Source organism: Cupriavidus sp. PB-02 (genome assembly GCF_058252315.1).
Genome location: NZ_CM177695.1, coordinates 1,503,114 through 1,517,977, shown reverse-complemented (window position 1 = coordinate 1,517,977; position 14,864 = coordinate 1,503,114). Strand labels below are relative to the sequence as shown.

General features: G+C 65.1%; 12 protein-coding genes. 5 read left to right on the top strand and 7 right to left on the bottom strand.

Annotated features, from left to right (window positions below; translation table 11 throughout):
* Positions 1–9: 9 nt before the first annotated feature.
* The 3 genes from AC10V3_RS27735 to AC10V3_RS27725 are packed head-to-tail and all read right to left on the bottom strand — an operon-like array spanning position 10 to position 4,496.
* On the bottom strand, positions 10–1,185 hold the full coding sequence (locus AC10V3_RS27735) for an acetate/propionate family kinase (RefSeq protein ID WP_490923747.1): 1,176 nt from the start codon (positions 1,183–1,185) through the stop codon (positions 10–12).
* A gap of 4 nt (positions 1,186–1,189) precedes the next feature.
* The gene (locus AC10V3_RS27730) at positions 1,190–2,128 is read right to left on the bottom strand and encodes a phosphate acetyltransferase (protein ID WP_022538566.1); all 939 of its coding nucleotides are present in this window, start codon (positions 2,126–2,128) and stop codon (positions 1,190–1,192) included.
* 49 nt (positions 2,129–2,177) lie between these two features.
* Positions 2,178–4,496, bottom strand: a complete 2,319-nt coding sequence (locus AC10V3_RS27725; protein WP_490923746.1) for a DUF3141 domain-containing protein — start codon at positions 4,494–4,496, stop codon at positions 2,178–2,180.
* A 568-nt stretch (positions 4,497–5,064) separates the two neighbouring features.
* Here AC10V3_RS27725 and AC10V3_RS27720 point away from each other — a divergent pair.
* The 5 genes from AC10V3_RS27720 to AC10V3_RS27700 all read left to right on the top strand — a co-directional run bounded on the left by AC10V3_RS27720 (position 5,065) and on the right by AC10V3_RS27700 (position 11,017).
* Entirely contained in the window at positions 5,065–6,399 is a 1,335-nt protein-coding gene (locus AC10V3_RS27720) for an MFS transporter (protein ID WP_454753093.1), read from the top strand.
* 27 nt (positions 6,400–6,426) lie between these two features.
* Positions 6,427–6,996, top strand: a complete 570-nt coding sequence (locus AC10V3_RS27715; RefSeq protein WP_022538563.1) for an RBBP9/YdeN family alpha/beta hydrolase — start codon at positions 6,427–6,429, stop codon at positions 6,994–6,996.
* Positions 6,997–7,112: 116 nt separating this feature from the next.
* Positions 7,113–8,276, top strand: coding sequence for a porin (locus AC10V3_RS27710; RefSeq protein WP_022538562.1), 1,164 nt, complete (start codon positions 7,113–7,115; stop codon positions 8,274–8,276).
* A gap of 262 nt (positions 8,277–8,538) precedes the next feature.
* Positions 8,539–9,486, top strand: a complete 948-nt coding sequence (locus AC10V3_RS27705) for a lactate/malate family dehydrogenase (RefSeq protein WP_022538561.1) — start codon at positions 8,539–8,541, stop codon at positions 9,484–9,486.
* 52 nt (positions 9,487–9,538) lie between these two features.
* Entirely contained in the window at positions 9,539–11,017 is a 1,479-nt protein-coding gene (locus tag AC10V3_RS27700) for an anion permease (RefSeq protein WP_022538560.1), read from the top strand.
* 194 nt (positions 11,018–11,211) lie between these two features.
* Here AC10V3_RS27700 and phaZ read toward each other — a convergent pair whose 3' ends face one another.
* The 4 genes from phaZ to AC10V3_RS27680 all read right to left on the bottom strand — a co-directional run bounded on the left by phaZ (position 11,212) and on the right by AC10V3_RS27680 (position 14,842).
* Positions 11,212–12,042, bottom strand: a complete 831-nt coding sequence (gene phaZ, locus AC10V3_RS27695; protein WP_022538559.1) for a poly(3-hydroxyalkanoate) depolymerase — start codon at positions 12,040–12,042, stop codon at positions 11,212–11,214.
* Between the two features lie 61 nt (positions 12,043–12,103).
* Positions 12,104–12,538: a phasin family protein gene (locus AC10V3_RS27690; RefSeq protein ID WP_022538558.1), complete on the bottom strand. Its 435-nt coding sequence runs from the start codon at positions 12,536–12,538 to the stop codon at positions 12,104–12,106.
* Positions 12,539–12,596: 58 nt separating this feature from the next.
* Positions 12,597–14,333 carry an alpha/beta fold hydrolase gene (locus tag AC10V3_RS27685; protein ID WP_022538557.1) on the bottom strand — a complete coding sequence of 579 codons (1,737 nt, stop codon included), beginning with the start codon at positions 14,331–14,333 and terminating at the stop codon, positions 12,597–12,599.
* A gap of 44 nt (positions 14,334–14,377) precedes the next feature.
* A complete protein-coding gene (locus tag AC10V3_RS27680; protein WP_022538556.1) occupies positions 14,378–14,842 on the bottom strand; it encodes a MaoC family dehydratase in 465 nt (154 codons plus the stop codon).
* Positions 14,843–14,864 lie beyond the last annotated feature (22 nt).

Sequence of the window (14,864 nt, the reverse complement as noted above, 5' to 3'; positions counted from 1 at the left end):
ACGCCCCGTTCAGAGCGCCGCCTTGGTATGTCTGGCGATCATCAGCTCTTCATTGGTCGGGATCACCCACACCGCGACCTTGCTCGACGGGGCGCTGATTTTCGGTCCGCCGCTTGCATTTGCGCCGGCGTCCAGTGCCACACCCAGCCATGCTGCCTGCCGGCACACCTGTTCCCGTATCGGGACGGCGTGCTCGCCAACGCCGGCGGTAAACACCAGCGCGTCCAGGCCTTGCGCGGCGGCCGCAAGCGAGCCGAGCTCCCGCCCGATCCGGTAGGCATACAGCTCGATCGCAATGCGGGCACGCGGATCGTCGCTGGCAAGCAGCGCGCGCATATCGCTCGATATGCCCGAGACACCGAGCAGGCCGGACTTGCGGTAGATCAGGTCCTCGACGGCGCGGGCATCCATGCCCAGTTCATCCATCAGGTACAGGATCACGCCCGGATCCAGGTTGCCGCAACGCGTGCCCATGGGCAGCCCATCCACTGCCGTGAATCCCATCGTGCTGGCAACGCTGCGCCCTGCCACCAGCGCGCACATGCTGCTGCCATTGCCCAGGTGGGCAACGACGGTGCGCCCTGCCGCGGCCTGGGCATCCACGCCGGGCAGGACGCTGGCGATGTACTCGTAGGACAGCCCGTGAAAGCCATAGCGCCGCACGCCGCGCCCGGTCACTTCAGCCGGCAGCGCGAACGCCTGCGCGGTTTCGGGCTGGGCGCTATGGAACGCCGTGTCGAAACACGCCACCTGCGGCAGGTCCGGGCGCTGCTGCGCGAGGATCTGGATCGGCTTGAGGTTATGCGGCTGATGCAGCGGTGCCAGCGGGCTCAGGGATGCCAGCTCCGCAACCACCTCGGCGCTGATCTTCGCTGGCTGCGTAAAGCGGACGCCGCCATGGACAACCCGGTGCCCGACCGCGATCAGCCGGTGCCCCTCGCCATGTCCGCGCAGGAAATCGGCGAGATAGGCGATCCCCCCGCCATGTCCCAGTTCGGTACCTTCGCCCCACTGCTTCGCTTCGACCTCTTCGCCGGCCCCGTCAATGGCGCGGAAGGCAGGCGATGTGTAGAGCCCGTCGATGCTGCCGCGCAGGACCAGCCGGAGCGCATCGTCGCTGGCGTCGAAGGCGCTGAACTTGATGCTGGATGAGCCCGCGTTGAGTACCAGGATCACGTCGGCCATGGCGCTACCCCATCACCTTTGCGGACTCGCGCCTGGCTTTCGCCACCAGGGCGGCAACGGCGCAGGACGCCAGCCGGGTGGGCACGGAATCGGCCCGGCTGGTGAGAATGATCGGCACCCGCGCCCCGAGCACGATCCCGGCCGCGTCGGCGCCGGCCAGGAAAGACAGGCTCTTGGCCAGCATATTGCCGGCTTCCAGGTCCGGCACCAGCAGCACGTTGGCGCGGCCGGCCACCGGGGAGTCGATCTTCTTGATCCGGGCCGCCTCCAGGTCGATGGCATTGTCGAGGGCCAGCGGTCCGTCGACGAGCGCGCCGGTGATCTGGTGGCGGTCCACCATCTTGCATAGAGCCGCGGCCTCGATGGTGGACGGCACCTTCGGGTTGACGGTTTCCATGGCCGACAGCACCGCCACGCGGACTTCCTTGATCTGCAGCGCATGGGCAAGATTGATGGCGTTCTGCAGGATGTCCGCCTTCTCCTCCAGCGTGGGAGCGATATTGACCGCGGCATCGGTGATGATCAAGGCCTCTTCATGGCCAGGCACATCCATCACGAAGCAATGGCTGACGCGCCGGTCGGTGCGCAAGCCGGTCTCCCGCTTTACCACGGCTGCCATCAACTCGTCGGTGTGCAGGCTGCCCTTCATCAGCGCCTCGGCCTTGCCTTCGCGCACCAGTTCCACCGCAGCCGCCGCGGCTGCGTGGCTGTGTGGCGCGTCGACAATCGGATAGGGGCTGATATCCAGCCCACAGGCCTTCGCAGTCGCTTCAATGCGCTCACGCGGCCCCACCAGGATGGGAGCGATCAGCCCCATTCTTGCTGCCTCGACCGCCCCCTCCAGGGAACTCTGGTCGCACGGGTGCACCACCGCGGTCGGCGTTGGCGGGATGGCCTGGCAATACTCGATCAGCCGCTGGTACTTCTCGTGCTTGTTGTCCATCTACATCCTCCTGCTCCAGTTTGCATCGGTGTGGACACGCGCTGCGCAGTCACCCGGCCGCGCGGCGAATGCGCTCAGGCTTTCCCGCCAGTGCGGCACGGATGCGCGCCAGCATCGCCGCCTGATCAGGCGTGGGCTGGCTGCCAAGTACGTGTTCATCGGTGGACAGCTTGTCGAGCAAGGTCAGAAGCCGCTCGCGCTCGGCCGGATCATTGAGCAATGCCGGCAGCGTCTTGAGCGCCTGGTCCGGTGCGTACTGCACGATGATCTCCTGCACGCCCCGGATCCTGCGCCAGGCATCCGGCGCCAGCGCGGGCAGGTATTCGGCATAGTCGGTGACCAGTTCCTTGCGCAACTCGAGACGTGAAAGCGGCAACGGTTCGCCGCTGTGCGTCAGCAGGAAGGCCACGCGGGCGAGCGCCTCGACATAGCCGCCTTCGCTGATGGCCGCGAGGGCCTGCTTGACCTCCGGCAACTCCCTGGGCTCGGTAATCACGGGCACGCCAGGCCGTGTTTCGGCCTTGTCGCCGAGAAACTGCGAGAACATATTGGCGTAGATGTTGAAGAAGGACGCTTCCGTCATGGCGTCGCGCACCGCGCGATAACTGTCCAGCATGGCACTTACCATTTCGGCACCTGCCTGCTCTTGCTGACGCAGCGGATTATCCGCCGCGAGCGCCTGCCGGTTGGCCCTGACCGCGTCGGCGGCGGGGCCCAGCCAGGCCATCCATGGATTCATGTCGGACAGGGCCCAGTTCTGTACCCGCAGGGGGTGGAAGGCGCGCAGCATGCGCGCCGACATATCGTTGGACATTGCCTGCACGAATGGCTGTGCGAACAGTTCATAAGCCCGCTGGTTGAAGTCGGACAATGCGGCCACGGCCTCGAACGGCCGTTCGTCGACACGCTGAAAGCGATTGAGCCGTGCCGCAATATCTTCCAGCCGATATTCGTGGAAGGCGACGTCATATTGCTTCTGGCCGTGCTCGTCCTTTTCCCTGCGCTCGGTGATGACCATGCCATACAGGCCGGGCGGCAACAGCTCAATGGTCTTCAGCACCGACACGATCTGCGCATGCTCCTTCTTGGCGACCTTGCCTGAAACGAAGATGCCGAGATGCCCGATGCTTTCATGCATCATGCCGACGATGACCTGGCCGCGCGCCTTGATCTCCTCGGTGCTCGCGTACTGGTCCACCACCCAGTTGAACGCTTGCTGCGGCGGGGTGATGTTGTCGCCCATCGAGGCGAACAGGACGATCGGCGACTTGATCTCGCGCAGGTCGAACCCCTTGCCACCCGCGTCCTTGACGTCGCCGGACCACAGCTTGTTGCCGACAAAGAGATTTCGGGTGATCCACTCGATCTCTTCGCGGTTCATCAGGTAGTAGCCGCCCCACCAGTGCTCGAATTCAAGGAAGCGCGGTGGCTCGGTGTCGGCCTTGTTGTAGAGGTTGTAGTACTTGTCCCAGAGGCTGTTGGCCGGGTTCAGGTTCTCGAAGTTCTGGACCAGGTGAGCGCCATCGAACTTGCCGTTGCCGAGGTCGGCGGTGAACGAAGCCAGCCAGGTTCCGCCTAGCAGGCCGCCCGCGTAGCGCATCGGGTTATCGCCCTCGCCTTCGCTCCAGGCGCCGCTCCAGTAGGACATCGGCGCGCCGTTGATGACAATCGGGCCGGTGTCGTCCGGGCTCGATGCCGCCAGCATCATGGCTGCCCAGCCGCCCTGGCAGTTGCCGACGATGGCCGGCTTGGGGCTATCCGGATGCAGTGCCCGTACCTTGCGCACGAAGCGCTGTTCGGCTTCGCAGACGTCCAGCAGGGTCTGCCCAGGCTCTGGGTCGCGGAAGAAGATGACGAAGTAGACCGGATGGCCGGCGCGCAACGCCACGCCCACCTGCGAATCGTCCTTGAAGCCGCCAATGCCGGGACCATGTCCGGCGCGCGGGTCGATGATGACATAGGGGCGGCGGGCGTTGTCCACCGTCACGCCTGCGGGCGGCGTGATGCGCAGCAGCGCGTAATTCACCGGCCGCTCGAACTGGCGGCCGTCGAGAACGAACTCGTATTCGAAGTGCAGGACCGGCTTCAGGCCCTCGGCGGCGTGCTCGACAAAACGATTTCCGCGCTGGCGCAGCGTGTCCCAGAAGAGGATGGCGCGCTGCGCGGCGTCCAACGCGTAGGCGAAGCCATTGAAGGAATCGACATCGGACAGCGCCCCGGCGCCAGTCTCGCCGATTTCGACGTCCCCGGCAGCCGCCTGCATGCGCCGGCCCAAGGCTTCCTGCGCATTTTTCAGGCGTTTCTGGAGCACCAGCCCGGTCTTGATGCCAACCTCTTGGGCATGCACGAGTTGCTTTCCTGCGTCCATGGTCACCGCCTCGATAGCACGTCTTTGGAGCATCCGGCCAGGAGATTCCCTGGGATGATCGCGGCATTGGACTCCCCGGTAAGTCCGCGCCTACCGCTGGGATGAAATCCGGTCGCTGAGTGCGCGCCAACCTGCAAACGCCATGCCATGCGCATGGGCGGTTCGGTGACACCGGGCTTTGCTGCAATGCCGCGTTTCGCTTGCCCTGATCAATCTATGACGTATCCGCGCTGTCCGCCAGAACTTTGACGCAGCCTGATAGCGTCGCGATCAGGTGCGTCATGTCGCACTGGCCCGGGCCCGTCCATGCCGGGCAATCTCGGCAGCCTCCAGATGGCAGGTGACGCCTGCTTTGCCCACCGCCATTTCTGCCCCCGCCACGCACCTCTCGTTTTCCCCGACTGTCCCAAAATGCAAACAACTTGTCCCCGTTAGTCAAACCATCGATAGCCAATCCTAGATACTTCGCCAGTCGCGACAGGACTGTGGCCAGCGTCTCAAGGGAGGGTTTTGACTCCCTGGCCGGCACAGCCATAGCCGCAGTCAAGCGCATCCAGGAAAGGCATTCATGCTCGGGCAAACCTCCACGCATTCCCCCATCGCAGCCGGCGCCGCCGGAGCGACGTCGTCACGTTCTTACGCATGGCTCGTCTTTGCGTTGAGCTTTGGCTTGCTGCTGTCGGACTACATGTCCCGGCAGGTGCTCAATGCCGTGTTTCCCCTGCTGAAGGTGGAATGGTCGCTGAGCGATACCGAGCTGGGTGCGCTGGGCGGGATCGTGGCCCTGATGGTGGGCCTGCTGACGTTTCCGCTGTCGATCCTGGCCGACCGCTGGGGCCGGGTCAGGAGCCTGATCCTGATGGCAGCGCTGTGGAGCCTGGCCACGCTGGGCTGCGCGCTGGCCAACAATTTCGGGCAGATGTTCGTGGCACGGCTTTGCGTGGGGATTGGCGAGGCGGCCTATGGCAGCGTCGGCATTGCCGTGGTGCTGTCAGTGTTTCCGCGCCACCTCCGTGCCAGCCTGAGCTCGGCGTTTATCGCTGGCGGCGCGTTTGGCTCCGTGCTGGGCATGGGGCTGGGCGGTGCCCTGTCGGCACTGTTTGGCTGGCGCTGGGCCTTTGCCGGCATGGCGATCTTCGGGCTGGTGCTGGTGGTGATCTATCGCCTCTTCATTACCGAGCCGCGCCTGCAGGCGCAGCGCCGTGCGCTGGGCGAGGAAGCGGACGGTGCCCCCCGGCACGAGACCGTGTCGCTGCGCCCGCTGCTGTCCGCCCTTTTCTCGGCGCGTTCGATCCTCTGTGCTTATGTGGGCAGTGCGCTGCAGTTGCTGGTCATGGGCGCCCTGCTTACCTGGATGCCGAGCTACCTGTCGCGCTACTACGGCATGGCGACGGATCGTGCGGGCGTGACCGCCGCGGCGTTCGTGCTGGCGGCTGGCGCAGGGATGATCCTGTGCGGCGCGCTGACCGATTGGGCCGCCCGCCACGCGCCCAGGCGCAAGTGGCTGATGGCAGTGGTCTACAGCGTGACCTGTTGCGCGCTGCTGCTCACCGCGTTCCGCTTGCCCGCGGGCACAGCGCAGCTGGTGCTGATCGGCGCCGGCATGCTGTTTGTCGGCGGCACGGCCGGCCCGGCCAGTGCCGTGGTGGCTAACCTGACCCACCCGGCCATCCATGCCACCGCGTTTGCCACGCTCACGCTGGCAAACAACCTGCTGGGCCTGGCGCCCGGCCCCTTTGTCACCGGCCTGATTGCCGATCGCATCGGCCTGCTGGGCGCGCTTCAGCTGATCCCGCTGGCCGGCGTGCTGGCCGCGGTGTGCTTCCTGGTCGGGCGGCGCACCTACACGGCCGACCTGCTTCGCATGGAAAGCCAGCGTGAGGCCCACGCGAAAAACGCCTGATTCTCTGACTTACTACCCCAAATACCGATGAACCTTCCCGCTGATACCACCTTCCTGATGGTTCCAGGCCTGCGCGACCATGTGGCGGAGCACTGGCAGACCCTGCTCCAGGCCGAGCTGCCGAACGCCCGCTCCGTCGCGCCGCTTGAACACGACAAACTCAGCCGCGACGCTCGCGTGGCCGCGCTGGATGCAGCCCTTGCCGACATCGACGGCCCGGTGGTGCTGGTGGCGCACAGCGCCGGCGTCATGATCACCGTGCACTGGGCGGCGCAGCACCACCGCAAGATCCGTGGCGCGCTGCTCGCCACCCCAGCCGATCTCGAAACGCCGATGCCGGCCGGCTATCCGGAAACCGCCACGCTGGCAGAACACGGCTGGCTGCCAGTGCCCCGGGCGCAATTGCCCTTCCCCAGCATCCTCGCCGCCAGCCGCAACGATCCGCTCGCCAGCTATGAGCGCGCTGCGCAGATGGCCAGCGACTGGGGCAGCCGGCTGATCGACCTCGGCGAGGTCGGCCACCTGAACCCGGCCGCGGGATATGGCCCGTGGCCGCGCGCGATCGAGTTGCTGGAAAAGCTGTTGCGCGCCAACTGAGGCCCGAGCCGGGCTTCGCGCAGCGCAACGCCACAACAGACATTGCAGTACCCGTAGTACTTACCGAGACGGATTCATCCGCATCGCAAACCAAAGGAAAAAGAGGAGAAATACCAATGAAGCTCAGGAGCATGGCCGCGGCCGCACTGCTCGCCTGTTCGGGAGGCGCCTTCGCGCAGACGAACGTCACGCTCTACGGCGTGGCGGACATCAACGTGGAGTACGTCAACCACCTCGGCGCGGTTCCGACCGCCGCCAACCAGTTCAACCGCGGGCCGGCCAACGACGTCTACCGCATGAACTCCGGCGGGGTCTCCGGCTCGCGCTGGGGTCTTCGCGGCAGCGAGGACCTCGGTGGCGGTCTGCAGGCGCTGTTCGTACTGGAAAGCGGCTTCAACCTCGACACCGGCACCTCGCAGCAAAGCGGCCGCCTGTTCGGGCGCCAGGCGTTCGTGGGCGTGCAGAAGGCCGGCATCGGGCAGATCAGCCTCGGCCGCCAGTACACGTCGATGTTCGAGGCGCTGGCCAATTTCTCGCCCACGGCCTATGCCACGCAATACGAACCGGTGGTGCTGCAGTCCGGCCCGAACTTCCGTGAGGACAACACGGTCAAGTACACCGGCAAGTTCGGCCCGGTCACGGCGCTGGCGCATTGGTCGTTCGGCACTGGCCTGGCCTTGCCGGCAACCGTGGGCGTGGCAACGCCGATCGGTGGCAACGGCGAAGTCCCGGGCCAGTTCCGCCGCGACACGGCCTATGGCGCCGCGGTGGCATACCAGGGCGGGCCGTTTGGCGTGACCGTTGGCTACGACCAGTGGAACCCGACCATCGGCACCAGCAACGGCACCAACAAGAAGGCCGTGGTGGGTGCGAGCTACAGCATCGGGCCGGCCAAGATCATGGGCGGCTACCGCTGGGGCCAGAACAAGAACGCGGCGGATGTCGTGATCCAGCGCGATGACTTCTACTGGATCGGCGCCAACTACCAGGTCACGCCGGCCATCGGCCTGACGCTGGAATACAACTACGACAACGTCAGAAGCCTGTTCGGCAATACCAACGTCGCCAATCCCTGGCAGGTCGCTTTCGTGGCCAACTATGCGTTCTCCAAGCGCACCGACGTCTACCTGACCACCGCCTATGCGAAGAACGCCGGGCTGATGCTCGAGTCGCTGGCAACGGTCTTCGCCAACAGCCTGTCGCTGGGCAACAGCTACACGCTGGCCAACGGCCAGAGCAATATGTTCGGCGCGGCCGTCGGCATTCGCCACAAGTTCTGACCAGACGCTCCAGTCATCGGATCGACACCGGGCAGCTTGCTCGTTGGCGGCCGCCCGGGGATTTTCCCGAGCGGCCGTTTTTTTTTGGTTTTTCACCGACGGCCCCGGCACAACCCTGGCGCTTCTGCCGAAAAGGTCATATAAACCATACGGAAGGTTACCCGCCTGCCCGCGCGGGTTTCGCACCGCCTTCAAGTTGACTCGCGCACGGACTGGCGCCTGGTTCAGGTATTCGATTATCCAGGCACGAGGGAGGCATGCTATGCGGCAACCCAAGATCGCCATCGTCGGCGCAGGACTGGTTGGCGGGTCGGCGGCCCTGTTTGCAACGGTGGCCATCCCGAGCGCAGAGATCGTCATCATCGATGTGGCGCGAGTGCGGGCCGAAGGTCAGGCGCTGGACCTAGCCCACGCTGCAGCATTCTGGGGACATAACCGCTGTCATGCCGGGGATTACGAGAACGCGCGCGACGCCGACATCATCGTGATCACCGCCGGCGTCGGTGTGAAGCCAGGGCAGACTCGTCTGGACCTGGCCAAAATCAATGCAGGCATCGCGGCGGAAATTGTGGATAGCATTGCTCCCCTGGCCCCGGATGCGATCTACGTCATCGCGGGCAACCCGTGCGATGTGTTGGCCGCCGTCGTTTTTGACCGCTTACGCTGCGCGCGGGAGCGCGTCATCAGCACCGGCACCTCGCTCGACACTGGGCGACTGCGATCGCTGCTCTCCGAGCGGCTGGGCGTCGTGGCGCCGGGGATTCACGCCTACGTCCTTGGCGAACACGGCGAATCCGCGGTGATCGCGTGGTCCGGCGCGACGGTCTCAGGCATGCCCCTCGAAACGTTCCTGACAAGAACCGGCAAGGAGCTGGGGCCTGCCAGCCGCGATCTGATCCTGCGCTCCGTGCACGAGGCTGCCAAGCTCATCAAGGAAGGCAAGGGCGCCACCCACTATGGGATCGCCAGTGCGATTGGGCGAATTTGCCAGGCCATCGTGCACAACACCGACTCCATTCTCACGGTCGGCATTGTGCATGCCGAAGTCGAAGGCGTACCAGAAGTGTGTTTGTCGCTGCCGATGGTGGTCAATGGCGGCGGAGCGCAGCTACTGGCTTATCCGGAACTAGACCCCATCGAGCGCGAGGCCCTGCGGCGCAGTGCGCGCATCGTCAAGGAGGCAACCGACAGCGTGCTCCAGGCCCAATAGGGACTTGCGACGCTCCGGACAAACGAACAACGCCGCCGCCAGGAGGTCAATCATGCCTGTATCACCTGCCAAGGCTCCACCGCCCACAAGCGCATCCGCGACAAAACAGGCGCCACCAGTTGGGCATCTCGGAACCCTCTGGAAATTTCTCGTCCCCGTCGGTATCGGCGTCATCCTTTGGTTCCTGCCCGCGCCGGCCGGCCTCGAGGTAAAGGCCTGGCATATGTTCGCCGTATTTGTCGCCACTATCGCCGGCATCATGACCGCCCCTCTTCCGATGGCGGCGGTGGCCATTATCGGCGCGACCGTGGGCGTGCTCGTTGGCGTCGTGTCTTTTGCCGACGTCACCAAATCTACGGGCACGGACCTTGTTTGGCTGGTGATGCTCGCCTTCTTCATCTCCCGAGGCGTGATCAAGACCGGCCTGGGTCGCCGCATCGCACTCTTGTTCATGCGGCTGCTGGGTAAGCGCACCTTGGGACTGGGTTATGGCCTGGTAATAACCGAACTCATTATTTCGCCCGCCATGCCCAGCATCACGGCCCGCGCCGGCGGGGTGATGCTGCCGATTACCCGAGCAATAGCGGAAGTGCTTGGCAGCCATGCCGACGACCCGGAATCCCGCGGCAAGGTGGGAAGCTATCTGATCCTATGCGCCTTCCACGCTAACATCATCACAGCAGCCATGTTCATCACGGCGATGGCGGGTAATCCCCTGGCGGTCAAGCTGGCCGCAGACCAAGGTGTCTCAATCAGTTGGCTCGACTGGGCGGTGGCAGCGTCTGTCCCCGGTTTGCTGTGTCTGGCCATCATTCCATTCGCCATGCTGTGGATCGCCCCACCGCAGATTCGCGAAACACCTGATGCGACAGCCCTGGCCCAGAGGGAACTCGTTGCCATGGGACCCATCTCCGCCAGGGAAATCATCATGGCGGTAATCTTCATTGGCCTGCTGGTGCTCTGGATTTTCGGTGAGGACCTGGCCATCGGCGCAACGCTGGCGGCGGCCCTCGGCGTTTCGTTGCTGTTCATCACCGGCGTGCTGACCTGGCAGGATGCCCTTGACGAGAAATCCGCCTGGGACACCATGATCTGGATCGGCCTGCTGATCATGCTGGCCTCCAAGCTCAATGATTACGGCATGGTGTCCTGGTTCGGCAAGGAGTTCGGGGCACACTTGGAGGGCTTCCACAGGTTGGCCGTCTATATGATGGTGGCGGCGATCTACTGCTACATCCACTACTTCTTCGCTAGCGCCACGGCACATATCAGTGCTCTCTTCCCCCTCTCCATGGCGCTTATGGTCGCTGCCGGGATCCCGCCATTCACCGCAGCAGTCGCACTCGGCATCCTGAGCAGCGTCAACGGTTGCCTGACCCAATACGGCATCGGCTCCGGACCGGTCATGTTCGGCGCCGGCTACGTCACCCAGGGCGAATGGTGGAAGGCTGGCTTTCTGATGAGCCTCATCTACATGGTTGTCTGGCTGGTCGTCGGCCCGCTTTGGTGGCAGTTCCTTGGGCATGTCTGAGATGGCCTGGCCGAGGTTCGCAGCCAGCCTCGTGCGGCTGAAATGGTCCAGACTTCAGACGTTCACACATTCTCTATGAACAGCCGAGAAGGTCGACAAGAGACCTTCGTTCACCCCGGAAATCGGTGAGGAACCTTCTTTTGCGAGGAGTAAAAGGAAAAAAAGCCGCGGGCTCGCCGCGGCTGAGGAAGGGTCTAGCGGCGCAGGAAGGCGCCGATGACGTGCGCGGCGTTCTCCGCGCCGGTCACGAGGAAGAGATGCCCGTCGTCGAGCACGTGCAGGTCCGAATTGGGAATGCGGGCCGCGAGGATCCTGGCATTGACCAGCGGCACGATGGGATCGTCCGCGCCGTGCATCACCAGCGTGGGTTGCTCCACTGCTCCCAGCCAGGGGAGGCTGCTCCAGCCCCAGGCTGCCAGCAGCTGGTAGAGGTAGCCGCGCCCGCGTGGTGGCTGCATGTGGCGGCCATGTTCGTCGAGCAGCGCAGGATCGTCGCGGAAGGCGCCGCCGTAGAGGTCGGCGCCGACGCATCGCAGGTACTCGGGATCGGTATAGCGGCGCACGCCGATCATCTTCGACAGCACCGACAGCCTGCCCGGCACCATGATCACGCCGGGAGAGGTCGCCGCCAGCACCAGGCGGCGGCAACGCTGCGGATAGAGCCGCGCGAATTCCTGGGCGAGCGCGCCGCCCCACGACACGCCGAGCGTATCGACCTGGCCCACATAGCCGAGGTGCGACAGCAGCCTGTCGGCAAGGACGCAAAGGTTGGAGAAGCGGTAAGGCATCAGCGGCGCGGGGGAACCGCCGGCGCCGGGGACGTCGAAGATGATCACTTCCACGCCCGCCAGCGCAGCGACGAGGGGCTCGAGCAGTTCGAGGTTGGCGCCGATGCCGTTGAAGATAAGCAGCGGCGGACCCGCGTCGCTGCCGGGCCGGATACCGACCCTGAGTTGTTGCCCGTCCAGATCTACCGTCTGGACATGCATGTGGCCGGCCTTGATGCCGGCATCGCTTATTGTCATCAAGTTGTCCTGGAGTCGTTGGCGCGAAGGCACGGCCGGGGGCGGCCGTGCCCCCTGGTGCTTACTGCCGGGGACGCAGGATGCCCTTCACTTCCTCAACGTTTTCCGCAATGCGGCGGCCGACTGCGGCAATGCTGTCAGCCTGCGTCTTGTACACGGTGTCGGTCAGCCCGCGCAGGCCGTTCACGGCCTTGTGCAGCGAGCGCGGCAGCACTTCGGAGACCTTGGCCGCCTGGCCATCCGAATCCTTGCCGCCGCGGGCGAGCGCCTGCAAGTCGGCAGCGGTATCGCACAGGTATTCGCCCTGCTGGCGCACCAGCGACTGCAGGCCGGCCAGCAGCGCGATATTCAGGCCTGCCAGGGCCTCGATGTCCTTGCGGCGCGATTCGAGGATAGCGGCCGGGTCCAGGCGGTTCTGCTTGACGAAGTCAAACAGCTTCTTGTGCGGGGCCGAGGTGTGCGAGGCCGATTGGCCCGTGGTGTTGGTCGATTCCATCTTCATTTCTCCTGACGGGTTGTGTTACAGAAAACGATGGCCCCGCGGGGCCAGGGAACTACGCTTCAGTCACGTAGACGCCGGGGGCTTCGCCGCATGGCGTGTATTGCAGGCTGCCAGGGCTGGCCGGTGCATTGCGCTTCGGCCCGGACCGCTTCTTCAGCCACTGGCTCCAATGCTCCCACCAGGAGTCCTGGGTCGCCGTCGCGCCTTCCAGCCAGGTCTCCGGATCCGCAGCCGCCGCGTCGTTGCGGAAGAACCTGGCCTTGGGGTTGCCGGGCGGGTTGATCAGGCTCTGGACATGCCCGCTGGAACTGAGCACGAACTCCGTGCTTCCGCCAAAGGCGCGCACCGAGCGGTACACCGCCTTCCACGGCGTGATGTGGTCGGTCATGCCGGCCAGCACGTACTTGTCGCACTGGACTTCGGACAGGTCGATGGCGTGGCCCAGCACGCGCAGCGTGCGCGGCGTTGCCAGCTGGTTCAGCGTGAGCATGTCCAGGAACTGGCCATGCAGCCCGGCCGGCAGCCGCGTGGTGTCGTTGTTCCAGTAGAGGACATCGAACGCCGGCGGCGCATTGCCCAGCAGGTAGTTGTTGACCCAGTAGTTCCACACCAGGTCATTCGGACGCAGCCACGCAAAGACCCGCCCCAGCTCCGCGCCGTCGAGCACGCCGCGTGCCTGGCTGCCCTGGCGGGCGGCCGTGATGGCTTCCGGCGTGCTGAACAGCCCAAGCTGCGACTGCGCATCGAGCCCGAACACCGACACCATCAGCGTGGCCGCATGCACCAGCTGCTCGCCGCTCGCGGCGCAGTAGCCCATCAGCGCCGACATCGTCATCGCGCCGGAGCAGGCGCCGTGCAGGTTGACATCAGGGCTGCCGGTGATGTCGCGGATGGCGTGGATGGCCTCGATCAGCGCGCCGACATAGGTATCCATGTCCCAGTCGCGGTGCGCCGCGGTGGGGTTGCGCCAGCTCACGATAAATACCTGCATCTCCTTGCCCAGCAGGTACTCCACCATGCTCTTTCCCTGCGCCAGGTCGAACACGTAGAACTTGTTGACCTGCGGCGGCACGATCAGCTGCGGCCGGGCATGCACCTTCGCGGTGGTCGGGGTGTACTGGATCAGCTCCAGCACGTCGTTGCGGAACACCACCGCGCCGGGCGTGGTGGCCAGGTTCTTGCCAACGCTGAACGCCTCCTTGTCCACCTGGGCAGGCATGCCGCGGTTAGTCAGGGTATCGGTGACCAGGTTGGTCAGCCCGCTGATCAGGTTCATGCCGCAAGACTCCACGGTCTTCTTGAGTGCCGCCGGGTTGCCCAGCAGCGTGTTGGTCGGTGCCAGCGCATCGGCCACCAGCGAAGTGAAGTACTCTGCGCGATGCTTGCTGCGCTCGTCCATCACCGAGCGCTGTACAAAGCCGCTCACTGCCTTGCGCCAGGCCTCATAGCCCTGCAGCGACATGCGGTACAGCGGGTTGTCCTGCCAGGTGGGGTCGCCAAAGCGGCGGTCGCGCGCCGACGGCAACGGTGCCGAGCCGGCCATCACGCTGACCAGGTCCTGCGCCAGTTGTGCCTGCTGCTCCAGCACCAGCACCGGCTCCTGCATGCATTGCGCGCCGATCTGCTGCGCGGTGCTGACCAGGTCTTCCGGGCGCAGCCCCACGAAGGGGTTGGGGCCGGCCATCAGGTCCGGCGCAAGTTCAATGGACTCCACCGCTGTCGCCGCGATCACGGCTGCAGCCTTACCGGCCTTGCCGGCGTGCTCTCTCGCACTGTTGACCCTTGTCATCTCACTTCTCCTGCCTTATTCCTTGCTTCTGTCTTGCTCGTGCTTCAGGCGACCAGCAGCGCCAGGGCTTCCGCCACCAGTGCCGGCTTGGACTCGCCTTCGATCTCGATCGTGTTTTCCGTGCGCAGCAGCACGCGGCCTTCGCCCTTGTTGTCGGCGGCCAGCAGGCTGACGCGATTGCGCACGCGCGAGCCCGCCTTTACCGGCGCCAGGAAGCGCGTCTTTTCCAGTCCGTAGTTGACCGCGGCGCTGGCATCGGCCGGGATCACGCCCATGTCGAGCAACTGGCCTGCCACCAGCGACAGCGTCAGGTAGCCGTGGGCGATGGTGCCGCCGAACGGGCTTTCCTTGCTGGCGCGGTCCACGTCCACGTGGATCCACTGGTTGTCGTTGGTGCATTGCGCGAACGCATCGATGCGCGCCTGGTCCACTTCCACCCACTCGGACACGCCGAGCTCCTTGCCGACGAACGCGCCGAGCGTCGCCATGCGGTAGTTTTCGATTGCCATACCGCCTCCTCCATTGATTGAT